17 protein-coding genes are annotated in these 25,894 nt (G+C 34.5%); 5 read left to right on the top strand and 12 right to left on the bottom strand.

All coding sequences use genetic code 11. The features are described 5' to 3' along the window. Positions 1-160 precede the first annotated feature (160 nt). The 3 genes from EG344_RS18485 to EG344_RS18475 all read right to left on the bottom strand — a co-directional run bounded on the left by EG344_RS18485 (position 161) and on the right by EG344_RS18475 (position 3,503). On the bottom strand, positions 161-1,087 hold the full coding sequence (locus EG344_RS18485) for a helix-turn-helix domain-containing protein (protein WP_123910841.1): 927 nt from the start codon (positions 1,085-1,087) through the stop codon (positions 161-163). Positions 1,088-1,258: 171 nt separating this feature from the next. Further along, positions 1,259-2,005: a metallophosphoesterase gene (locus EG344_RS18480; RefSeq protein WP_123910840.1), complete on the bottom strand. Its 747-nt coding sequence runs from the start codon at positions 2,003-2,005 to the stop codon at positions 1,259-1,261. 109 nt (positions 2,006-2,114) lie between these two features. Further along, positions 2,115-3,503, bottom strand: coding sequence for an MFS transporter (locus EG344_RS18475; protein WP_123910839.1), 1,389 nt, complete (start codon positions 3,501-3,503; stop codon positions 2,115-2,117). A 142-nt stretch (positions 3,504-3,645) separates the two neighbouring features. On the opposite strand from EG344_RS18475, the gene EG344_RS18470 reads away from it, so the two are divergent. Then, positions 3,646-4,116, top strand: coding sequence for an Lrp/AsnC family transcriptional regulator (locus EG344_RS18470; protein WP_123910838.1), 471 nt, complete (start codon positions 3,646-3,648; stop codon positions 4,114-4,116). A gap of 868 nt (positions 4,117-4,984) precedes the next feature. On the opposite strand, the gene EG344_RS18465 is transcribed toward EG344_RS18470, so the two are convergent. Continuing rightward, the gene (locus tag EG344_RS18465) at positions 4,985-5,500 is read right to left on the bottom strand and encodes a hypothetical protein (protein ID WP_228412761.1); all 516 of its coding nucleotides are present in this window, start codon (positions 5,498-5,500) and stop codon (positions 4,985-4,987) included. A 19-nt stretch (positions 5,501-5,519) separates the two neighbouring features. After that, positions 5,520-6,539, bottom strand: coding sequence for a hypothetical protein (locus tag EG344_RS18460; RefSeq protein ID WP_123910836.1), 1,020 nt, complete (start codon positions 6,537-6,539; stop codon positions 5,520-5,522). Between the two features lie 712 nt (positions 6,540-7,251). Between EG344_RS18460 and mnmE the strand changes: the two genes are divergently transcribed. From mnmE to EG344_RS18445, 3 genes are all read left to right on the top strand, one after another. Then, positions 7,252-8,637, top strand: a complete 1,386-nt coding sequence (gene mnmE, locus EG344_RS18455; RefSeq protein ID WP_123910835.1) for a tRNA uridine-5-carboxymethylaminomethyl(34) synthesis GTPase MnmE — start codon at positions 7,252-7,254, stop codon at positions 8,635-8,637. 518 nt (positions 8,638-9,155) lie between these two features. Continuing rightward, a complete protein-coding gene (locus tag EG344_RS18450) occupies positions 9,156-9,506 on the top strand; it encodes a helix-turn-helix domain-containing protein (protein ID WP_123910834.1) in 351 nt (116 codons plus the stop codon). Positions 9,507-9,627: 121 nt separating this feature from the next. After that, complete coding sequence (locus tag EG344_RS18445) at positions 9,628-10,755, top strand: site-specific integrase (RefSeq protein ID WP_123910833.1); 1,128 nt, start codon at positions 9,628-9,630, stop codon at positions 10,753-10,755. Positions 10,756-11,283: 528 nt separating this feature from the next. Here the strand turns inward: EG344_RS18445 and EG344_RS18440 are convergent. The 6 genes from EG344_RS18440 to EG344_RS18415 form a co-directional block, all read right to left on the bottom strand. Next, positions 11,284-12,510, bottom strand: a complete 1,227-nt coding sequence (locus EG344_RS18440) for a hypothetical protein (RefSeq protein ID WP_123910832.1) — start codon at positions 12,508-12,510, stop codon at positions 11,284-11,286. A 3-nt stretch (positions 12,511-12,513) separates the two neighbouring features. Further along, positions 12,514-13,749 (bottom strand): hypothetical protein, encoded by a 1,236-nt coding sequence (locus EG344_RS18435; protein WP_123910831.1) that lies wholly within the window; start codon positions 13,747-13,749, stop codon positions 12,514-12,516. Between the two features lie 136 nt (positions 13,750-13,885). Next, on the bottom strand, positions 13,886-14,848 hold the full coding sequence (locus tag EG344_RS18430; protein ID WP_123910830.1) for a hypothetical protein: 963 nt from the start codon (positions 14,846-14,848) through the stop codon (positions 13,886-13,888). Between the two features lie 247 nt (positions 14,849-15,095). Next, positions 15,096-19,607, bottom strand: coding sequence for an SMEK domain-containing protein (locus tag EG344_RS18425; protein ID WP_123910829.1), 4,512 nt, complete (start codon positions 19,605-19,607; stop codon positions 15,096-15,098). A 190-nt stretch (positions 19,608-19,797) separates the two neighbouring features. After that, a complete protein-coding gene (locus EG344_RS18420; RefSeq protein ID WP_123910828.1) occupies positions 19,798-21,234 on the bottom strand; it encodes a hypothetical protein in 1,437 nt (478 codons plus the stop codon). A gap of 21 nt (positions 21,235-21,255) precedes the next feature. Then, positions 21,256-22,533: a dsDNA nuclease domain-containing protein gene (locus EG344_RS18415; RefSeq protein WP_123910827.1), complete on the bottom strand. Its 1,278-nt coding sequence runs from the start codon at positions 22,531-22,533 to the stop codon at positions 21,256-21,258. A 102-nt stretch (positions 22,534-22,635) separates the two neighbouring features. Between EG344_RS18415 and EG344_RS18410 the strand changes: the two genes are divergently transcribed. After that, entirely contained in the window at positions 22,636-23,454 is an 819-nt protein-coding gene (locus tag EG344_RS18410; protein ID WP_123910826.1) for a hypothetical protein, read from the top strand. A gap of 225 nt (positions 23,455-23,679) precedes the next feature. Here the strand turns inward: EG344_RS18410 and EG344_RS18405 are convergent, their stop codons facing one another. After that, positions 23,680-24,780 carry a hypothetical protein gene (locus tag EG344_RS18405; RefSeq protein ID WP_123910825.1) on the bottom strand — a complete coding sequence of 367 codons (1,101 nt, stop codon included), beginning with the start codon at positions 24,778-24,780 and terminating at the stop codon, positions 23,680-23,682. Positions 24,781-25,894 lie beyond the last annotated feature (1,114 nt).

Below are 25,894 nucleotides of genomic sequence, written 5' to 3'. Positions count from 1 at the left end.
ATTATTCAAAAAACCCCTTGTTTTGTCAAAAAGACTCCTTATTTTAAAAAACATGAGAAATATCATTCATAGATAAATTGAATGATATATTTCTAAAATTTAAATCAAAAATAAGTCAATTTTTTATCAAAAAGACACCTTAAATACAACTCATTGATTATCAATACAAATCATCTTTCCTATACTCCAGAGGAGCTCTCCCTGTATGTTTTTTGAAAAATTTACTAAAGGACGCCTGATCTGAGAATTTAAGCTTTGAAGCTACTTCATTGACATTAAGATTCGGATTTCTGAGCAATAATCTTGCTTCTACTGCCAATACCTGATGAATAATATCCCTAGGTGTTTTGAACATTGTTTTATTGATCACTTTGGTAAGATATTTCCGGCTAATAAATAACTTGTCCGCATAGAATTGTACATTGTGTTCGTCTTTAAAATATTGCTGAACAAGTATAAAGAAACTGGTGGTCAGTTCGTCTTCCCTAGGGGTCACCGAATGCGGCTTTTCAATTTTTTTGAAATAATTATCGATTTCATAGATAACCAACGAGAAGTGGTGCCAGATCATTTCGTTAAAATAATAATTATCTTTCTCCTTGTTATTCAACATCTTCAATTCATCAAGGTAGAATTGTAACCTTTTATAAAGTTCCGGTTCATTCCTTACAATATGAGTAGGGTCTGATGACAAACTCTTCAGAACATTATTAGATTTATAATTAAAACCAGCCTGGGAAATAAAATCTACCGAAAAGAAAATATATTTGGCATTATAATCATCCGCAATATCATCTACCCAAAAAGTCTCTGCCATAGGACAAAAGACAATATCTCCTTTATAGACCATATATTTTTTATCATCCAATCTAAACCCCACACTCCCCTCCTGAACCAAAAAAATACAGAAATAATCTGAGCGATAGGGCATATTAGGTTTGATAATATAATTTGCTCTGTCAATTTCCATTACCACAAACTCTTTGATCCTGAGATCAAATTCTACTTGCTGTAACACTTCATCAAAAGCCAGCTGTGAAACAAAATCGGGTTCCTGGAGAGATTCTTTAGGGGACTTTTTAGCCATAGGAAATGGATTGTAGGGCACGAAGGTAGTGAAAAAGAGGAAACCGGGAAAAGACAAAAGAGGCACATAGTAAAGCAAAAACGACACATTAACCACTTCGTCAAAGGAAAGGAATAGCAGAAGTTACTTATCACCAATAATAGCAAACCTTTTAAGCCAAACTAATTCTTCCTATATTTCAACAATCAATTCGTTCTCATATCCATTATACTTTTCATCGATATATCCATGGGGATTACAAATGATTTCGGTCTTTCCAATATGATACCTGCACGGTGTATGAATATGCCCATGAATCCAGTATAATGGTTGATGCTCAAGAATCATATGCTCCAGATTGGATGCATAAGCAGAGGTCAATGGATCTTCCTTATAATGTTCCGGTACAGATTGAATGCTTGGTGCATGATGGGTAACGACTATATTTTTAAGTTCTTTTGAAACTTCAAGACTCTCCTGCAACCATACTTTTGAAAGCTGATGAATTTTGAACGTGTCTATGGTTCTCATTTTTGAGTAAGACGGATCACGCCTGATCTTTTTATAATCGTTCATCTTCGGTTGACAGATCATTCCGTATTTCACAGGATTTCCAAAGATTGAAAAATCGGTCCATAAAGTAGTTCCATGAAAACGAATATCTTCAATGTCTACAAAAGAGTTTTCAAGCACTAAAACATTGGAATCTTTGGCCACTTCTTTTATTTTATGAAGTGTTTTCGGATATGCTCCTTTATAATATTCATGATTCCCCAATACATATATTACCGGTTTATCAGGAATAATTTCCTTGATCCATTTAATTCCTTTAGTTCCCAGATTAATATCACCAGCCAGCACAATAACATCTGCATTATCAAAACATAATTCAGTTCTTCCAAATTCATGATGAAGGTCACTAATGATTTGTATTCTCATGCTACAAAGGTAGTAAAGAAGGGCGATACTGTGAAAAGCAAAAAAAAGGAACCGGTGCCTAAACACCAATTCCTTGCTCATATAGTTTGTGTAATTTTAAGGTCGCTTATCATGAAACAGCCACTTCTGTCTGCTTCATTTTTAAGCTTTTTAATATAAAATAGAATAACATTCCAAGGGCTAAAAGAGCATAACTAATCAGTACGATCAGATTCAGGCTTCCCACTGCAAATTCTGAAGGAAAGACCTGACTCATTAAAGTCATGAATGAAAGCCCGATTCCAGCTCCCAGGAAGTAACTTGTAGAACTCAAACTTGATGCCAATCCGTAATTGGAAGGTTCAACATCCTGAATTCCCATCACTGAAAGTGCAGTAAAGCAGAACGTCATCCCTATTCCCGAAATACAAGCAGATCCTAATAAAACCATAGTTAGCGGATGACCTGTATACACTGAAATCAACAACAACAATCCCCCAGCCAGCATAAATGACCATCCTAATACTCCCATTTGAGATGAACTCAATCGTTTTGAAACATGAGGCAGTATAAATTTAGCTGTTAAAGCTGAAAGAACACTAAATGGTACGAGCATCAATCCTGCTGAAGCTGCGCTATATCCCATATCCCTCTGAAGCATTAAAGAGATCAGGAATAAAAACCCGATGAAAAATGCTCCCAGCGTGAAAAAAGCCGCATTGGAAACCACCAGGGAACCATGTCTGAATAACTTCAAATCAAATAAAGGTTCTGCAACAGTTCTCAACCTGAAGAATACCATCACTAAAAACAGTACAGCAACCACTAATGAACCTATCACAAGAAAAGGCTGCTCTTTGATATGAACCAGCTCATGTGTCCCATAGGTAAGGCTTAAAAGTCCAACGACCATTAATATTCCGGAAATAATATCTGCTTTTTGTGCCTTTTCATTTTTCTCATCTTTTGGTAAGTAATAATAAGACAAAATCAATGTGATGAGAAGAATCGGAACATTAATAAGGAAAACCCAGTGCCAGCTTAGGTATGTACTGATAATCCCACCTACAGAAAGGCCACTTCCCGAACCAATAGCAGCAAAAGAACTGAAGATTCCAATCGCCCGGTTTCTTTCTTGTTCTTCCCTGAAAGTATTGGTTACAATAGACAAGGCTGCAGGCATCACCAATGCAGCCCCCAATCCCTGCAAAGCACGGAATATGGCTAATATATTAAAGCTTTCGGAAAGACCGGCTCCTAATGAAGTGAGCATAAAAATCAGAGCTCCCAATAAGAACATTTTCTTTCTTCCTATCTGATCGGAAAGTTTTCCGCCAATAATCAGAAAACCTCCAAAAAACAATACATACAGCGTTTGCAACCACTGAACAGTTCCTGCTCCGATGTGAAACTGCTCCTGAATAGAAGGAATGGTTAAATTAATAATGGCAATATCCAAAGCCTCCACAAAAGTTCCCACCGATGCTAAAATTAATATTACATTTTTCCTTGTATCCATATATTCAAATTTCCTGCAAAATTAAAATTAACAGAACGTAAGTAAAAATTTTACATTAAATTTGGAACAATAAAACTAAATAAGATCAATTAAAAGAACAAAACAACTAAAATCATAAAATTAATCCTATAAAACAGAACAAATGCCAACAGAAAATTACACTCCCGACGAAAAAGACCTTTCTATCCTGCGGCTCCTCCAAAAAGATGCAAAGATGAGCGTTCGTGATATTTCAGCAAGAATCAACCTAAGCCCTACTCCTACCCATGAACGCATTAAGCGTATGGAAAAACAGGGAATTATCAAAGAATATACTGCTGTAGTAGACCGAAAAAAAGTGAATAAAGGGATGATGGTTATCTGTATGATCGCCTTGAATGTTCATAATAAAAAAACGGCAGGAAAATTCATTGAAGAAGTCAGCAAATTGAAAGAAGTGGTTGAATTTTATAATATCAGCGGAGATTTTGACTTTATGCTAAAGATCCTGGCTCCTAACATGGATGAATTTCATGAATTTTTCATTAATAAGCTATCAGAGATTGAAGGAATTGGCCAGACTAAAAGTATTTTTGTGATGAGCAGCATTAAAGAAAGTGCCCAAATTGTATAAGTAAAAAATAACACTGTAAATCAATACATCAAACCCTAAAACTTACCATAAACCTACTCTTCAAGAGCAGGTTTTTTCACGCTGCTTAAGGCGATAAAAAAGCTGATTATATATTAAAATTCCCGCTCTTTTTAATCGTATCTATTCCATAATATAGGGTATAAAATTTACATCGTAAGGAGTATTTTCATTAAAAAAACAACTCATATTAAAGCTAAAAAATGATTCTTCTAAGAAGGGTTATCTATTTTCATTTTACAAAAAGCAATTTTGCCATTCTTACCAATAAAAACATAACAATATAAAAACCAATCAATTACAGGCAAAGTAGTATCTATAGTGTAGCTATGTCGTATGTTGTTTTTTGGAAAAATTTATCATTATTGAATATGTTTGTGATGTGAAAAATATAAACCATTACCATAATAAAAAAAACACTTCTAAAAGAATAAACATCAAATATAAAATTTACCCCGCTACAAACTACTCTCATTTTATTTAATCTAACAAAAGTATTACGAATACAAAAAAAAACAAACGGTAGAAATCAAAAGGGATGAGATTTATTTAATAATCTAAACAAATAATATCAATTAAAAACACAAATAAAAAAGAGGCCTATTTAACACGATATTCTATGATGAAATAATATCTCAGCATTATGATACACGTCCTTTCATAGAAAACTGAGAATATTATAATTTATATTATTTGTTTAACTGAGAGATTACAGCTTTTCAAGTGTAGTCTCTCTTTTTATCATAATAACCATAAAAAAAACAGTGATATATATTCATATACCACTGCTTCAATACACATTATAAACTTATACACTTCTGGTTTCCCCGGAAATTATTTCATTTCAGGTTTATTTCCAGTAATTCCATACTGATCCGTCAAATATTGCCAATGTTTTACTGGTTGTATCATAACACATCATTCCTGGATATGGGTTTTTCACATTAATATGAGGAGTTGCAATCTGCGGAAGGATCATTGCTTTATCCGGAGACTCCAATACCAATACTCCATCTGCAGTACTGGATGATGCCCCGATAACTACACCTTTCCCTACTTCTGCGGAATTGTTAGCAATAACAGCACTTGAATTCCCTGCATCAGATAAAGATTTCCATACATCATTTTCATAAACCTTTACTTTATTATCTGTTACATCAAAAACAAATGTTCCGTTCACTAAAGACCCTGTTGGTAGTCCAGAGGTTGCAGGAAGAATCAATCCATTTGTATTTCCGGATACATTATTGAAATCCAACACTGTACTGTTTCCATCTACCACTTGTTTCCCAATTGCTACCTGAGCAATAGAGGTATTAAAAATAAAAAAGGCAATTGCTATGCTTATATTTTTTATGCTTTTCATTCTTTTCCTAATTTTTAGATTAATTATTACAGCTTCGTTCTACACACTTCCATGCTGTTCCGTTGTACAATTTCACGCATTTATCCTGAAGATCATACAAAAGCATTCCTTCTTTCGGGTCGGCAATCGCATCTCCCGGCTGTGGAGTCTGGCTTACATGCTGAACTCTGGTAATCACGAAACCTTTATCTTTTGCTTCCATCGCAACAAATCCGTTGGGAACATTTTCTGGCCATGCATTGTTTTTCTGTTGTATTGTAATTCCAAACTTGGTAAATCCATCAGGAGTTCCCGTAGTACCTGCTTTTGTACAAAAGGCATCCATATCATCAATAATTGTAGGCGCATTACCACAACTAGTTTTATCATTAGATAATCCTGCCGGCCAAAGTGATGGACATGTAGCGGATGTAGCATTAGGACCACAGAAACTTGCATTTCCCATACCAAGGCCTGTCACACTTCCCATAGCAATAGCCACAATCTGGCTATCATCACTGATGATAGAAGCTCCGCCACCACCACTTACATCAGCTTTCGCAATACAATAGGCTTTACCGGTAGGAATCCCAACATATTCAACAGATGGATAAGTTGTTGACTGTTGGGTAAATGTTCCACATATCTCCACTACACTGCTGGTTCCCATTTCAATAACTGCGGTAGTTCCAGGATAAAGTCCACCAAAAGTTGGATCTCCTTGAGTAACCGACCCTGTAAGAGAAAGAAAAGATTTTGTCCCTAGCTTAACTTTTGAATTCTGTTGAGAACCAAATGTTCCAATCTGAATAGAACCGTTAGACTTAACGCTTGCTCCATCTCCAATTTCCAGATCGCCCATTACCTGAATACCGGAAACCTGAAACTGTCCGGATTTTACAATAAGCGTTGCTCCATTCGGAATCGTAACACCACTCACTGTAGTATAGTTACCATCAATACAATACGTATTTCCGCTTACCATTGCCTGCCCTGTATAAGGCGTACAGGTCTGGGCACTTACAACCCCATAGAAGGCAATCATTAATAAAAAAATCATTTTTTTATTAAAATCGAAAAAAAATAAGTTATTCATATATTTTTATGCTAAATTAACGGATTATTCATATTTTAATTATAAATATGTGCTTTTTTCACATCTTCGAATCCCTACCCAACAATTAATATACCAAACTTCATTACTATTTTAAATAACAATGCAACGCTACTCCAAAATTCATTTTCAACAAAAATATTTTTTTTACAGTGTTAGAATTTTAAACAAAAACAACTTATTGATAAACAATATTCTATATAAATCAAAACTACATATATTTCATATTTTTTTTCATATTATTTAAAAATTCAATATTATTATATGTTTATATTGATCTTTCATCCCAAAAAGAGCAAATCAATAAAAGCATAAAGCAATATGTATCAACATTCTACGATTTATAAAAAATTTACTCATTCAGTCCATAAATCCTTCTGAAATCCGGTATAATCCATAAATAATTCCACGTTTTCGTCCTTCAATGTCTTATTACTCATATAATAAAATTTATCTATTGGAATATGCTCATTTGCACAAAAAGAGGGCTTCTTTTTATCCGATATTATGAAAATATTAATATAATTTAACCTGTTTTTCTGTTTAAGAGATAATTTCAGCATCTAAATAATTCCGGAAACTTCTTCATGATAAGAAGTATAGACAATCCAAATTGTAACCTCTGTAAAATTTGCATTAAAAAGCGTAAATTTGCAGCATGAATAACGATACTATTTGTGCACTGGCTACCGCTAATGGAATAGGTGCTTTAGGCATTATCAGAGTTTCCGGAAATGATGTTTTACCTATAGTTCAGAAGAGTTTTCCTGCAAAAAAGCTGGAGAAACAGAAATCTCATACGATCCACTATGGGTATTTTATGGATGGCGAGGAAGCGATTGATGAAATTATGCTTTCCATTTTCCTGGCACCGAAAAGTTTCACTACAGAAAACTCTGTAGAAATTGCTTTTCACGGTTCACCACACATCGGAAAACGTATTCTTGAAACTCTTATTAAAAATGGGGCGAGAATGGCTAAAGCGGGAGAATTTACACTTCGCGCTTTTATCAATGGAAGAATTGACCTTTCTCAGGCAGAAGCGATTGCTGATGTGATTGCCTCTGAGAATGAAGCATCCAGAAAAGTAGCCATCAACCAATTAAAAGGTGGAATTACTAACGAAATATCATTATTAAGAACTGACCTTCTGAATTTTGTTTCCCTTATAGAATTGGAACTTGATTTTGCAGAAGAAGATGTGGAATTTGCTGACAGAACTGCTTTAAGCGGACTATTAGATAAAATTGACCTTAAATTAAATTCTCTTATTGAGAGCTTCCAGTATGGAAACGCTATTAAAAACGGTACTGCTGTTGCGATTATCGGGAAGCCTAATGCAGGGAAATCTACCTTACTCAATGCTTTACTGAAAGAAGAGAGAGCTATTGTAAGTAATATTGCCGGAACCACAAGAGACACTATTGAAGAGGTTCTTCACATTAAAGGTCATGCTTTCCGTTTGATTGATACTGCCGGACTGCGTGAAACTGTAGATGAAATTGAAGCCATTGGAGTAAAAAAAGCGAAGGAAAAGGTAGAAAATGCCAATATTTTAGTGTATCTGGCTGATGCTGCTACTGAAGATTTCTCAGAAGATATTGAAATGATCCAGTCATTATTAAGAGAGGATCTGAAATTAATCATCTGTGCCACAAAAATTGACGAAGTTATTCCTACCAAATATGAAACCGTAGAAGATGTCTTCAGAAATGCTATTTCTCATGAACTTGATTTCATTAAGATATCGGCTGTTGAGAATCAAAATATCCAGGATCTTAAAAATGAATTATCTTCTTACGTAGAACAATTAAAATCACAAGAGAATAATGTGGTTATTACTAACCAACGTCACTTCGAAGCTTTACAAAAATCTTTGGATGCTGTAAACAAAGTAAAAGAAGCTATTTCTTTTAAGATTTCTACGGAATTATTGGCTTATGAGCTGAGAAATGCATTGGAGCACCTAGGTGAGATTTCAGGTGAAGTTACCAATGATGAAGTGTTAGGGAATATTTTCTCTAAGTTTTGTATCGGGAAGTAGAATACATAACCAACTGATATACAGCCAATTGCTCTTTTTACCAACATTTCAATAACACCTTGATTTTGTGCAACTTATGTGATTTCGCAATTTTTAAGGTTAGAATTTTTGTCCCTTTTCTTGTCCCTTTGGCATAAAATCACAAAAATTCGAGCAAAAGAAAATAGAATGGTTATAGAATTCCTTGGTCTAAAATAGTCTAATGGTTATTAAATGATCTTTAAAGAGGGCTAATGGATTCTATATACCCTTAAATTGGAGAAATTATTGTTTTTATAAACTCCATCGCTTGACTATTTTTAAAAATTGTAATCAACCGAAAAACCTATTTAATTTGAATACCCCCTTAAAAAACTAAATTTTAGAATTATTTTTCAAAGATTAACCTAATCTTTGGGCTGAATTTTGTATCCATTTAATTGAGTTGCCCTGAATAAAGGAGTATAATGACATCCCTAATGCCATTATTGAAGCCTATGGCCTGAATTAGTATTTTTTTGGACTTAAAAAATCTGATTATGAGCTCAAATATCAGAATTGAAAGAGTCTGCCAATATTGCGGTACAAAATTCATTGCTAAAACTATAGTTACCAGATACTGTAGTCACACTTGCAATAGAAAAGCCTATAAACTCGAACAAAGAAATAAAAAAATAGATTACACAAGGTATGCGGTTCGAAATATTGAAGAACTAAAGTACCAATCTATAAGTCCGCCGATATACCTTACGGTCAAAGAAACTTCTGCAATATTAAAATGCAGTACAAAAATGGTGTATTTCTTAATTACTACAGGCCGCCTAAAAGCCATCAACCTATCTGTGAGAAAAACAAGAATTAATGTATTAGATCTGGCACTAATTTATTAGAATCAATAGCCTCCAAAATAGAGTAAAATTGACTTCCTGATATTTTAGAGGACTTCAATAGCGTTTGCTATGGGTCAGTTTGACTAACCCCAAATCTACCCTAATCCCTAATACCAAGATCATGGCAAAAGTAACCTTGCGCCATAAGCCGATAGGTAAAGGAAGAAAAAGCTTGTATTTAGACATTTATCCCCCTATCCAAAGTGAAACAACCGGCAAGCTGCTTAGAAAATTTTATCTCAAACTATACATTTACAATCGGCCGAAATCCGAATTTGAAAAACTTCATAATAAAAAAACCGCTTCATTGGCTCAGCATATACGTGCTCAGCGGCAAATTGACCTTGATAATGCTGACTATGGATTTCTGATTAAAACAAAATTGAATGCTGATTTTGTAGAGTTTTTTCAAAAAGAAGCAGATAAAAGACCAGGATCCATGCACTGGAGTATGGCAGTTACCTATTTTAAAAAATTTGTGGGCAAAGTATTTCTATTTAAACATCTTAATGAAACACTCTGTGAGGCGTATAAGAATTATCTACTATCTTCTCCTGCGCTTGGACGCTCAAAAAGAAAAATTCAAAAGAATACGGCTTCCACTTATTTTTCAAGGTTTAAATCCGTTCTTAAAAAAGCCTATAGAAACAGATACATTTCGGCAGATCTCGGAAATGCCATTTATAATATCAAAATAAATGATACCCATAGACCTTACCTTTTTAGGGATGAATTACAAAAAATGGCCAATTCCGAATGCAGCTCCCCTCTTGTTAAGAAAGCAGGCCTGTTTTCTGCACTAACCGGGCTTCGCTTCTGCGATATTGAAAATCTAAAGTGGGGCGATATACAGGGAACATCCGGAAATTATTATATACTATATAAGCAGAATAAAACGGGAAAGGCAGAATACTACCCTATTTCAGATGATACCCTTTCACTACTGAATCCTCATGGTGAATATGATGCAAAAATTTTCGAGGGTCTAACCTATTCTGACGTAATCAAATTCCTCCCTGAATGGCTTAAAAATGCTGGAATAAAAAAACATTTTACATTCCATGGTTTTCGTCACACATTCGCTACTTTACAGCTGACATCGGGTACGCATATCTACACGGTCTCAAAATTATTAGGGCATAAGGATGTTAAAACCACAGAGGTTTATCTGAGGATTGTAGATGAACTAACAAAAGTGGCCTCGGAAAAAATTAAATTGGATTTGAATAGTAAAAATTCATTAAATTAAAACACTAGCTTCTTTTTCACAAAATATTTTAGGAAGCTGCAAAATTTGAGTTACATAGAATATACTCTCTCTCCTATCATCCGGCTATCTTAATACAGTGGAGCTGTTTCAACAATGCTAAATTGACTTCAATGTTCCGCAGGAGAATGTTAGAGTCCTTTTTATTGGTTCTATTCAACTCCTTTGTTTATTGGTAATAGCAATTGAAATATAATTTATAATTATTTGGCAGAATCGTGGTAATAAATTGAGAATGATTAAAACAGTGATTCTACACTATTTGAAAAGGAATAGTTCGAATCTGTGTAGAGATCCGAACCTTAAAAAAGATTTCCAACGTTTATGCATAGCAATATTGTCATACCCCTTATAATCTGTAAAGATTCTATAAGGGGTATCTTTTAAACTTTATTCTTATGATACAAAAATCCGAAGCCAATGCTATTGGCCCCGGATTACGCTATCTGCTATATTTTTCTTGTTATAGTCTGCCAAACTATGAATTCTCTTAAAATTTTGCAGTAAATTTTAATAAAGTTCAATGTGATCATTTTGATAACTTATCATGACATCATCACTTGATATTTTGTTCAAAACTTGCCGCTCAAGAATCTCTATGATTTTTTTTAATAAAGCAATAACTTCACCATATTCATCTGGATTTGACGTAGTAATATGAAATTCGCTTTCTTTGTTGTGAACAATACTATTTCTTATTCTATAGATCAGATTAACAACATTCGTGGCATCGGTACAATTCAACCGGTTGGTAGCGTCAACATTGATCCCCCAGTAAGTTCTTAAGAAACTAGCTGCTTGCACTGTAAGCGGATTAATATCAAATCCATTGGCAGCGATTTCAGCGTCAAATATTTTCTTAAAATTTTTTTTGAGAACATTTAACTCGCTATCTGACTGAGATTTGCCTGTAAAGCTGTGGATTTCTCTGATGAAAGTGCGATTGGTACGTGCCTTTTGCTCAAGTTCGACCAACTCCCTTCTATAAACTAAGTACTCTATTATATGATAAAGTTTAAGAAATCTTGTTATTATATCCTTTGCTAAATTGAGTTCATTGATAATATCATATAACTCAAAATATTGCTCATATCTTGTAGTAGGTCTCAAAGTAGCTGTAGCACCATGAATACCTGAATACATTAAATCAGAATCCAATTCAATTTCTCCGCCTTGTAACAGTTCTTTGTAATATAAATACGAATAGGTACTTAAGTCACTATTAGTAGGAACGATTTTATGAACTAATAATCCGCTATTTACATCAGAATTTTCAATCAGGTCCAATAAGGACGTTACTTTAATATCTTCACCTTTTTCGATTGCTGTAGAAATGAAGTCTATTAATGTTCGGTATTCCGTGGAAGTTGAAGAAATACTTGATAACGGAGAAATCTTGGACAACTTTACCAACGACAGGTAACCAAACTCGGTATCCGAATAGCTAAATGCACGATTTCTTTTTTGAAATTCTGCTAAGGAAAAATCTATTATCTTAACATCTTCCAGGACATCAAACTCATCGTCTAAATAATCTGCACCAATTTTACTTTCCTTAAAAACATTCAGAAAATCATGGATTTTCGGCTTTGCCACTATTGTTGGAGTTGCCCTCATATTATCGACAATGACATCATTGGAATCAACTAATAACTGGTCGTCAAAATCAGGAATTGCCAATGTATAATGGTCGTGTACTAACTTATAAAATCTTAAAAGTATCTCTCTACCAGTCATACATTAGGCTTTTTTATAATTTGAACTAAATACCTCGCTCCACGTTGGATTATTACCTGATAAAAGCTTCACAGTATAGTCCTTTATCACATTTCTGATAAAATATCCAATATTAACAGATCGACTGGATAACATATTATACTCAGCGGTAAATTGTTCAAGATTCAATCCAAATGTATACACCTTATCAATTAGTCTTTTGATATTTTCTACATAAGAGTCAATAAGCATATTTGTTGAAAATTCGTCATGGATTTCAGCAAAACTCCCGATACCGGCCAACAATCCCGACAGCGTAGTATCTTTTACGAACCATTTGCTACCCTCTTCACCATACTTTTCAACTACTGCAGCATCCAGATCTTTAAGATATCTGAGGTAAATTGCTATAAAATCAGGATTAAAAATATTTTCGTTTAGTGGAAACTCACTCGACTCATTTAAAAGTTCCGTCACATCTAGATCGTCAACACTTACCCTTACAGGTTTTTTTTCAATGAAAGATCTTAAACCAACGATAATTGAACTAAATAAATAGTCACCAACCTCTCTCTTACCTCTTTTAATAGCAAATGCCTCTTTATCTTTTTCCCTGAAAAGCCGAATTTCACCCTTCAATTCTTTTTGAAGATCTTCCCACAGATATAAAAATAACAGTTCGAATTGATGTGTAATAGTTACGCTCTTTTGTCCTGCATTCAAAACAAGCATTTTATGAATTACTCTCTTCGGACTTAAATTCAACCAGACAATAAAATAAACTTCGAAGTTGCTATATGCATTTCTGATCGTTTCAAATTCATTATTCTCAAATAAATTCTTGATCTTACCGTAGGTCACAATTCCTGTATCAAAGAAAATCGGATATTTCTCTTTGATCACTTTTGCAAATGTACCAGGGTCATCAATTCCAGAATGGTAAAACTCTTTAACAAGCTGATTATGGGCCCAAAGCCTAAAAGTACGCTGTAAACCATCTAAAATTTCAACATGGTGCATATCTAACAATATGTCCCCTCCGATTTGAATATTTAATCTTGGAGAATTATGGGTTAATGTTATCATCGGTAATGGATCGCCATCTTTGACCGTGGAAACCAATGTATCCAAATATTGATTCTCAATGATTTTCCTTTGAATAGAAAAATTGTAAAATTCAGGTTTTAAACTATTCAAATAATCATTTAAATTCCCTTTACAGAGAACCCATTCCCTATCATTCAGGTCTTTATGATCCAATACTTTTAAACTATACATGTAATCGATTTTGAAATTATTGTCTAAGTGAACTTACACCTAAGGTTATGCTATTTCCAAATATACGAATAAATAAAATCAAGAATCTAAGTTCTTTAAAAAGCAGTTAGAATGCACATTAATTCAGATCAGCGTAAAAATTCCTATCCACATTATACGTATGGTTGATGTCGTCCTTTTCACATCTTCCAATAAAGGTGTTCACTTCCGTATTATACAGATAAACTTTCCCCGAACAGCCCTTTTTGATACAGTCTGCAGATCTATGCCGGATCGAAAAATTCCACCCCTGATCCCAGCTTACTGTCAAATGGAAGTTTTCGTTAAGAATAGTCTCCCCTCCTCTTCGAAGTCTGTCTGTTAGTATCAGGAAAACTATTTTGTGGGCATATTTAAAATTTTTTAGGCTCTTCTTACCTAATTTATAGTAAACAAACAACAGTGCTAATGAACCTACAAAAGCTAACAGCATGGCACTTTCAGTCATGTAATGGAGGGAGATTCCACAGAATAATCCACATACAACTGCCACAGCAATATATACAGGAACGGAATCTTTTGCCGACTCCCAAAGGGTAAAAGAAACTCTTTTTTCCCGTTCTTCGTGAAAATAGATTATGTTCGGATCTAAAAAAGGCAAGGGCTTTCCAAGAACCGCCAATACGTCCCTTTTTGAAAAGTGAACCATTTCCTTCGCAATATACCTGGCGTTCATCGTTTCAAACTTTATATCCGGGTGATTCAACTGCAACTGGTCAAGAACATCGCACTCCCTGGGACCTATTTTTTGATAGCTTACAAAAATGAATTTATTCACAAGGAGGTTCTTATTAACGCAGCTAATAAAATCCCGTCTTATTTTCCGCGGCAGGTCATCCTCTTGCGAGGATATTGCAAAATATTCCCTGGTACTCCGTATATACCCATCCTTCCCACCGTCCCCCAGCCTGCCTTTTGAATCCACCTGCTGAAACTCGCCGACATACTTTTTCCGAAGGAAATTTTCCACGTATTTCTGAAATTCAAGCCCTTTTTTATCTTTTAGCACCGTTTCTATATACTCGGTATCCATCCAGTCCATTTCCACAATAATAAATCTTTTTTGGGTTTAATATAGAAATTTTAAATTAGGTACTAAATTCCTAACAAAATGTGCGAGTTCTTTCTTTTTATAGTATGACTGTACAATGTATCAATATTTTTATCGGACCATTGCTAAAGGTTCGGGTATTTCAAAACTCTTGGCTTTCTACCACTATAGTTAAATTGACATAGCAAACCTTACGATATATGTATATGGTCTCCATAAACAATACTAAAAAACATGATTAAAATGCCTCTTTTATCCTCCAAGTCATCTCCATAGCTTCCTGCCAGCCTGAATTTGAAAAATAGTCCAATATTGAAATCAGATTGTTGAAATTCTCCTTTTGATCAAGCAATTCACGATAATCTGTTAAAATAGCTTCCGTCATTTTTATGATTTCCTTGAGCATTGAATAATCATTTGTAAATCCAGATATGGAAGACGAACAGACGATTGACTCTGTAAAAGACAGCATGTTCTGAGGATCCAGTTCAAAAAGGCTGTTTATCATTTGCATCAGATAAAAGCCCGCACGAGCAGTTGCATTGCCACTTTGCTCGAGAACCAATTGCTCTACAATATAGGTTATCACCGGTTTTATTTTATGGTAGAAAGCCAGCTTTTCAATTCTGCCAATAGAATTATTCTTATTTTCACCTTTGCCTCTATCAACGGTGAAATAAAGATGCATAATTAAGTGGTAGACTACTTCGTACGCATCAGATTTCTTTCCATTGGAAACTGCTGGATCTTGGATCATTTCAAACTGGTATTCGGCAATACTCATAACCAAACCCAACAGATCCTCATATTTCGCAGGTTCTTCAATATAATTGTTCTTTTCTGAGTGCGGATCAATTGTTTTCATTATCTCAAAGATCAATCCATTGACAAAGGGTTTCACTCCTAGGTTTTCTCTAATGATTTCACCCATACGTACGCTCTTTTGGAATACAACCATTTTTAGCATGATGACAACCAAAACACGCCAATATTCCTGAGCAGGATCGATCAATGAATCGCTCATTTTTTGTAAAACTGAAGCCACAAAATCTTCAACTTTTAGAGGATCTGCATCCATAATGTCATTATGGCAAACCGCAAGCATCAATTTGTTTAAACTCATACCATCACCTTCTATCCTAGATCGTTCTTCAACAATTTTCCAGAAAAGCCCTTTATCATGTCTCCAAAAGTAAGGTAACCCAGCAAGTGCAAAATATCTAGTAATCTTTTCATTGTCTGCCATTAAATCTGCTACCATTCCCTGGATCTCCTTGTCACCGAATGCATGCAGCAATTTTAACAGTATCCTTACTGAAATATTTCTTGCCGTTGGGCCATAAACTCCCCACTTATCTTTCAGATCCCCTTCCTCATATGCTTCCTTCTGATAGCAAGGATCATTAATATAATGCATAGCAATTCTCTTTGCTAACCCTTGTTTCTTGGCATTCAGCAATTTACCCTGCTCCGAAAAAATGGAAAGAAATCTTGCTATTTCCAGCTCAAAGCTAATTTTCTGCATTTCTGGCCACTGCTGGCATACCAGAAATAAAGACTCAAGATAAGACATAATATTTTGATAGTCTGACCTTACAGGCTTCACATGCTTATCAGCAAAACGGTTATTAAATGCTTCCAGCTCTTCAATTTTTTCGAAATTAAGCATATCCTTCATACTATCAAGTGAAAATCCAAGTCTAATTATTTTCTCCTCCCTGGTCGCAAAAGATACATCAGCAAGCAGATTACCGTGCTGTATTAAAGGCTGATTTGGAATTTTTTCTTGGTTATCCAGAATTTCCTTTGCTGCATCACTAATAACGTTTCCAAATGGAATACAATTCAGCAACTGGTTCACCCTGCTCTCTGCCATTCCCGGGTAAAGGTCGAATTCAGTGGCTTTCAACAGCGCAATAATTACATTTTCAACGTTTTGCTTTTTTGCTTTCGAAAAATATGGCCATACTTTATTGAGCAGCTCACCGCACTCAAATAAAGTTTCGTCAAAAATATAGAACTGCCTTTCAATAAGAACCTGATAAGCAATCCCTTCTATAGCCTCCGGGTATTTTACCATATTTTTGATTAATCGCCGCCATAGCATAGCCGAAACGATTTCAGGTATAACACTCTCAATATGTCCAACACCGGTATTAAAATTTTTCTTTTCATTGAAATTTTCAAACACAAATTGAAGAATTCTGTCTGCGTAAGAAGATGGGCCCTTATCCTCATCGAAGTCATATCTGGAATAATCCGACCTTATTTTGGATTTTAATTTTCCAACTTTCAGTTCCGCCGAGCGATAACGGTATCCTTCATAGCCATTATCGGCAAGCTCATAAATCGAAAATCCAAGCCTCATTGCTTCATCAAAGTCAATTTCCAGAAGCTCATTAAACTTTTCCTCCAATATATAATGGATCATACTAAAATCTTGTTTCCGATTGCTCCGAAGCACTAATGCACTGGTTCCAAAGTTTGTCACCCGATCGCTGTTCTCAACATGAAAATATAGAGTTTTATATATCTTGACCGCTAATCCCCTTTTAAATAAAAAAATAGTTGTGATATTTTCAGCAAGTTCATTGAAATAGGTGATCGGAAAGTCTTCTTCTTTTAACAGCAGTAGAATACGTTTAAAATACTTTTCGACTTTAGCTGAATTACAAGGCAGGGTCCTGCATAGGTTATGAATTATTCTCCATCCTCCATTGCGATCTACATAGTTTTTATATCGCAGCTCCTTTCTCTTTTCTAGGATAAAATCAAAGCAAAGAAAGCTGGCAGCCGAAAGCTTTGCAATCATTTTACTATTTTTAGTCCCCGAAAACTGCTCAATGCCGTTCTGAATCAAAATTCCTATTTCCCACAGGTGGCTGATGTGGAGATCTGATGAAACCCTTAAAAGAAGATCTACATCTTTTTCCCGCAAGTTACCTTTGGTTATAAATCTGATGACCTCCAAAACCTTTTTAATAATACTTGCTCTTTTCTGTGTGTCTTGCTCCAAATAGATAATATCGATATCCTCCGCTTTCCTGTACAAATTTACCAGGACGTAGATAAGGGAAGTTTGATGAAACAGACGAAATATAGGACTGTCCTGCTCAGCAATTTTGAAATAATGCTGCCAGAAAGTAGCATTTTCATCCCGGTATAACTTGCTGTAAAAGTAGATAAAAGCCTGCCTAAAGATAAAAGGCATCTTTTCGTTTTTCTGGACATAGTTTACCTGCTCCTTTATCTGCTCCTGCAAAAGAAATTTTGCGATGGCAAAATCAAGTAGGATATTGTGTGTGAACGCTATTTTTTGTTTGGTGATCGAAACTTCCTCCACAATCCCGGAACTGATTAACTCATGTAATACTGCGGTGTTCTGTTCATTGACAATTAGACTGAGATCACAGGATAAACTTTGCTTTTCAGCCATGTGAGCTGTCATCTTTTTTAGAAATATTATTTTTTCGAGACTATCATCAATTTTGTTAGTCCAGAATTTATTGAGAAGCTCCTCTTCGCTCTGCACGTCGATGAATGTTTTGACTTTGAATCTATCCCCATTCAGGATCAAATAGAAAATATTGAGAAAATAGGGTATCCTTAGTAGCTTACGTAACTCCTCGTTACATTTTTTTAGAATATTCTTAAATTCTGGGATAGCATCCAGCGCAGCTTCTACATCCGTATCCAAAAGCTGCGGAATGTCGAAATAACGGCAGGAAAACTGACGATTAATGTTGCCATTAGGAAACATTTCTAAAAGTTTTATTGACTTTGTAGCATCATAAGTCCTGACACTGACTAAAACCCGCCAATCATCACCCAGGTCCGACAGCGATTTTTTAATAGCTTTCATGATATTCGCCTTCAGAGTTCCATCCTTTGCCGTATCATAGGCGTCAAAAATAAGTATCGACCGATGCTCTGAATGTTTTAATTGACCAAGAACACCGAGCCAGTCTCTATTGACTTTAAGCTCTTCACCTATTTCTTCATATGTCCCGGTTGTAAGATCATTTATCCTGATCAGATAACAATTAACAGAGCGCTCAACACAATATCGCTGAAGCTCTTCAAGAATATAGCTCTTCCCATATCCGGGACCACCGATCAATAAACCATTATCATTCTGTACAAAGGAAAATAAATCCTCTACCAATCTGCTTCTATCTACATAAATCCCATTGGAAAGGGGCATAATTTTCTGCTCCGGTAATTTTATTGGAATGTGCTTTTTAGATCCAACCATCGTTGGCTGTAGCATTTCCTCCAGGATTTCATTGATCTCCTGAAACTTCCCCGGTGTCGAGCAATTCTCAAATATATAATCCAATAATTTAGGGACGTCAAATGCCTCATAAGTTATTCCATTTTCCTTCACTGATTCAAGCAGTTGTTTATTGAGCCCCATTCGGATAAAGAGAACAATAAATCGGTTCGCTCTTACATTCAACTTTTTAAAAGATTGAATACTGCTGTCATACTTCTGCTTATGCTTCTTATTGGAAGTAACCTGAACAAAAACGCCATTTTTTTCACACAGAAGATCATAGCTACTTTGATTTTTTTTGATAAAATTTGCATTGACAAGATTCCAGCCAAAAATCTTATTTAAAATATCTTTAAATGAATGTTCAGCAAATATCGTATAGTCACTCAATCCCAATGAGTTATTGTACTCAAGGTAAGCAACATAATTAATAAGGTATTTTGTAATATTCTGAAAATATTCAGGTTTACTCATAAATATATTTCGCTTGGTCTAACGGGAAAATATGGACATTACTACTAGCTTAGTAGGCGTAACCTAACAAAAATACACTTTATTTAGCAATAGTTTCTTCAGATTATTTGATATAACTATAGCTCATTAACCAAACATGGACGAGTGTTTCTTCGACACCTATAAAAGCCACTGTTCTCGTATGCTTACGTTAAAATGAAAGCCAATTAACATATCTTATATGCAAACCGTCTGGCGTAAATTCAGGCAATTTTACAATCTCATCAACAATTACCGAGTCCTTGATAATAGAGTGTTTATAGATTCGCTGAAAACTATATGCTTCACAGACTTTTCTGCCAACTTCCTTGCACTTTAGTAATTCCTCAGTATAAAATTTCAGATACTCTTCCTTTTCTAACTTGCAGACACTTTCAAGAATTACCCTGGAAAGAGTTGACAGATAACGGTAATGTATATTTATATCTTCTTCGTCGGTACTGTCAAAATCCGGAATCCATATCTTAAACTCATTTTCTCCTATCAATTCATGTTGAAAATGCCCTTCCGAAATATGTACAACAATAGATTCGCCTGTCTTGAAGTATGATGCATATGACTGCGCAATTTCACAAAGATGGATCTGTAGATTTGCAATGAATTCCTCCGAAATACCCGTCATCATTTCTGAATTTTCAAATATAAAATTCCATTCATTGCCAAGTGCTACAAATCTGATTTTTCGTGTCCTACCAATATCATTCCATGGCATATCAGACAGTTTGGATTGAAGAACAGTATTAAGTTTATCGGGATCTGCTAACTCCGTGGTGACAATATCGGATAAAGGGTCAATATGATCGGTCCAAAAACCATCAAATCTGGATTTAATATTTTCCAGAATACCATTTACGCAAGGATGTATTATTTTTCCTGTCGCCGCAATAAATGTAATTTCACTAATTGCATCAAGAAAATACTTACTACTGTAATCAATACCTTTTTCATCAAATTCTATCTTGGTTTTTAAAAAGATTTCAAACTCTGAAAGACAGGCAGCCCATGCCCCGTGAAGAAAATCAATATGCAAAATAAAAAATATTGCTCTAGGAAGGTATTTTCTCAGACTATCATCTTTTGCTTGCCAAATATTCCAGCTCGCAATCATAGCATAATATTTTGCAGCATATCTCATACCCATTGCTTCGTACACCTTCGATAGTTCCAGTAGTGACAATATATATCCTTTATTGGTGTATTCGAGGCGCCATTTTTCCTTTGCCTTATGCAGAAGTTCCAGGGCTTTGAGCATACTGGGAAGATCATGTTTATTTATGTATGCATCAGCTCTTTCAACGAGATTTTTCGCCGCGTAATGCCGGTGACCACTTTTTATTGCATGATCCTCTATTTCACCCATAAACTCATCAATTGCTTCCGCAATTTCATCGTTACCTCCTAACTCTGCTAAATTCTTGGTCATTTCCTGCATCTGTGCATAGAGCTGGGAAAGCGAATAAAAGTTAGCTTTCTCCAAAAGGGGAAGAATTTTGCGATAAAAGCTAAAAGCTTCCCGGCTTCCTTCAAGAAAATCAGGGTTTTTTACCTGTGCCAAGTGCCCCTGTAGTTCATAGATCTCGCAAAGCATGTCGGCATTAGATTCGTTTTCTTACTGCCTATTAAGAAAATGTAATATATCCAATTCCCACCGTTTAAGTACGTCCATTGGAAATTTCAGTCCAAATCCTTTAATTTGTGCTTTAACCAGTTGAAGGAAAACAATATCCAATTCCAGATATCTAAGATCAGGCTCTCGCTCCCAGCTTTCGATATATTCCATAATTAGGGACTGATCTCCTGAAATAGGAGAAATACTTCGGTCCTGCTTAAAATTATGCCCAATCTTTAAAAAAGTATATTCATAAATAGCCTTTCTCCTGCTAATCAAAGGGATGTCAGCAGAGCCAATATAGTACATAAGAAGATTAAGCCAGATTTCCCGATGCCCATCAAAGATATTTTTCCACCTGCAATAACTAGCGGCACTGACTACTGCCTGGAATTCACCTGCTAAAAATATTTCCGGAGCATAACCGTTAAACTGCTGAAAAATTTCAACATACCACTTATCATCATCCTCACCTGCGCTTAAAAGCACTAAATCTAACTGATCCTTGGTAAGTTTACGGGCCTCAGGTTCATCCTGAATGGATTTATGCATTACTTCTTGCAACAGAAGTGCAAAATAAACATCTATCCTATCTTCCTCCAACGGTAATGGAAGCTTGGTAATATTCGCTTTGATATTTGCAACAACGTTTTCGACCGCTACATTGGGTTCTTCCCGATGAAATATCCACTTGATGCAATTAATAAATTGGTCGATATCCTGATCTGAAAGGCTATCATACACGATTTTCGCCTTCTCTGCTTCTTCCCTCGTCGCTTCTTTTCCGGAAAGCTCTGTGAGTCTCTCTTTAACATAATTATCAAGGATCTTTCGCATACGCACTCTGATCTTGCCTAATAGTTCTTCGGACAGTAATCCCTGGTTCTTATTCCAATCGGACAATAATTTAGCGTCATTATCTCCAACATTTCTTCCTGCTACAGAAACATTAGTTTCGAAAACAAACTCAACTTCATTCAAGCTATATTCGCCCTTCACATATAGGGAAAAGAAATTTTCCAGAGCATTAACAAGACTCTCAGAGGTAAAGGAAAAATTAGTGCTATATAACTTGATCTGCTTAAATGTAAGCTTGCCCGAAACACTGTCCTGCGTAAATATATCGTCTTCATATTCACAGTATATATCTTCATCCCCATTATTGATCCGATTGCTGACCCAGTCCTCCAGGGTTTTTAACTGTTGATAGGTAAATCCTTTCTGTGTTGCTACTGCGTCACGGTTTTTTCCGATGATATGAAGTTTATGTAAGCTCATTTGATTAATTAAGGCTATTAGTTATTAAGATAAATTACAAATAAACTTTATTTTTTTGTTCTACTTGTAATCATTTCGCTAAATTTATAAAAAACAAAACTAATGTCAAAAACTACCCTGACTGAACAGGATCTTTCCACTTTTCAATATGACGGGCTATCTATCCAGCCCATGACCAATGGTAAATACCTTCTTATCCTAATGTTAAAAAACAGATCTGAAAGTAAAAAGCTTATGGATATATTGCACGAAAACCTGTTTGATTTAGCAATCACGGTCAATGAAGAAACCGGTATTTACAATCTGATTTTTCATTTTACTGATTCCGACTTGAATATGGAGATCAATACAGGAAAAACAGAAACTTCTTACCCAAACATAAAAAATTTACAAAATAATACTTTACATTCAATTACTACCGGTTTTTGGAATCATCCAGAACAGCCGGGGAGTTTCGAATGGAACCAAAATTTCAAGAAAATAAGTACCATGTCAACACAAGAATCCTTTGGTCTTGCAGAGGGAGTACAGTTTACAGCAAGTACCTCTGATAACCAGCCACCTGTGGTAATATTAGCCTTTCCAGACCAAGAACGGCTTTTATCATCAGAAGCTATAAATGCACTTCGCAAACTTGCCAAAATGAAAGAATGTCGTCCTGTACTTGAAATAAAGATCATCGACCAAGAACATCTTAATTTGCGGCTATGGGACATCTTCTTTGAACTTGATATACATATCAATAAACTGAAATACAACCCTGATGAAATTAAATCTTTTATCGAAAAAACCGATAAAAATGATCATTTTATATTTGTTCTTGGCCTTTACACTCCAGATAAAAAGCAAATTACCCTTGTAGCCACAAAAGACACCGGTCCGGAATTCGTCATGATTTACGGATATAAATACATCGCCTAATTTTATGATTTTTTATTGAGAACTAAATAACATATACTGAGATAATTGAGCCATGCGTAAGTATGGCTTTTTTTTGGCGTGTACCTTATGCACCGCGCTTTCCGCGTCTATCCAGAAAAAGCAGATCAAGCTTATGATCTGCTTTTATTGTTCCTTTAGTCACAGAAATTTTCCTGATAAATTAGCCTTTCAAAATAAATAATAGCAGCTTTCAAAGAAATATTTCTAATTTTTTGCTTTCTTCGTTATATCCTTTCCAAATACATTTTCTACGAAATTTTTATCAGGTAAATTTTTCCAACAATCAAAATCAGGAGTAAAATTAGCTTTCCTATATATATTATTATTATTATTTAAATCTTTTTCCAATAAATAATCTAAATCAGAATCTGAAACAATTGATTTTATTATTTTAATTGTCGTTTTTAAAATGTCTTTTGCTATTTGTTCTTCAACAGCTATTCCTTCGTGGACAAGTTTGTTTCTTATCTTCCTAGCTTTAGATAAGTAAAATAATGTTTCTTCATCTATTAATTTACTTTGGAATAATATTTCTTGTTTTATTGAAGCTGACCAAGTTCGAGAATCTTCCTTCATTGATTTTTTACGATTTGGTATTTCAACATCCGGATGATTATCATTATTTAGGAGGAACTTATTATTCCATATATAATCAATTAACTGTTCTACTGTGATCCATAAATTTGATAAAACTAGATCCCAGTTTTTATATCGAAATTCAGTTATACCTCTTAAAAGAAATTTTGCATTTAAATTTGGTATTTGCTGTAATATCTTTCCTCCGAGTTCTATTTTATTTAGAATTTCTTGAACATATATTATTCTTGGATTCGAAAGTTGTATTGTGTCCATATTACTTGCAACGAGCATTCTGATTTTTGAATGCGTTTGAGATATAGAACTATTGCCTAAATCTGTTGGCCAAATCGACCAGTTCTCATTTAAATTACCATTAACTATATCTTTATGATCAATGCCTTCAACATAAAAATCTGTTAGTAATAATTTTGTGAAAAATATGCTAAAATAATTTAAAGCCGATTCTTTTGTTTTAAAGTTTTCATTTTTTGGAATAGCCAAAGCACCATCATAACAAATTAATCCAGGCAAATCTGATTTTTCAATATCGAATTTAGTAACGATTCTTATCAAATTTCCATTACTATATGAAATATTATTAATATCCTCAAGTTTTACTTCCCATGGTTTTTCATCATCAGGAACAACAAAAGTAAATGGATGTAAAAATGCTACCCAACAAGGGTTATTACGGGAATTAATAAAAATTTGATAATTATTTTTCATTTATCACATTATTTTGAGAGAGAGATAAAACCCAAAGAACCGAAAAGTATCGACGGAGTACGGGGCTTCGAAGAAAAATATATTCAATAAAGGACAAACTTAGCGAAGACTTTTTCTCTTCTACTAACTTAGAAAAATTTGCAGAATTGAAAAGGGTTTATCGGAATATTTTTTTAGCTTTTCAATTCACCCCTAACCTATCATTTTGCTATTACAATGCAAATTGTAGTTTTATCACAACATCCATAATAGATTTGACTCCTCGATTATCTATAAATACTTTCTATTAGAAAAATGAAAATAACTATATTTGTAATATATAAGAATTAAACTGCTCTTTGTCAAATCATTATAGATTAAAACATATGCTGGCGTTTATATTGCTTTTTAGGGATGATAATTAAATGGCAGAATCATGGCAGCTATTGTAAAAAGTACTTAAAATATAGGTTGATTTTGAATTGATAGGGTTAGTTCGAATCCCTCCCTTTCCGCCAAGACATAAAAAATGCAGTTTGGAGTGCATAAACGAAGGTTGTGGCAGAATCGTGGCAAAGCGATTATACAACAGTCGGAAAACAGCACTAACAGGGCTAAAAATGAAAAAATTTCGAATCCCTCCCTCTCCTAAACCAATGAAAACTAGAGTTTTCAAAAAGCCTCAAAAAATATTTAAATCCTACAAAATAATGATTTGCAGGAGTTTTTTGTTTGTGATAATTGCTAAGATTCTAAAATCACATATAATTTCGTGACAAAATCATAACAAACTGATGTACAAAATGTAAATCAAATTAAAGCAAGGATAAAAAAAGCCATTACTAAATTACAATCGAAAATCAATAATAATTTAAATTTGACTTGGTTCGAACTAAAAAATATAACTATCTTTGAAACAGTTTATTACGGTTAAATTTATCGTGTGACCCATTTGTCCCTCGAAAATGATAACAAACTAATAAACAATGGTTTAAAATGAGCTCTAAGTTCTGTATCGGGAAATAATTGACATTATGAACCCATCAGTAAATTTATAGTTATTCTTCTCTTAGAATTTAGAACATAAAAGTTTATTATAAAATTAAAGCGAGTTATTTACTCGCTTTTTTTGTGT

The sequence above is a fragment of the Chryseobacterium sp. G0162 genome, from assembly GCF_003815715.1.
Classification (GTDB): Bacteria; Bacteroidota; Bacteroidia; order Flavobacteriales; family Weeksellaceae; genus Chryseobacterium.
This window is presented reverse-complemented; position numbering and strand designations above follow the sequence as displayed.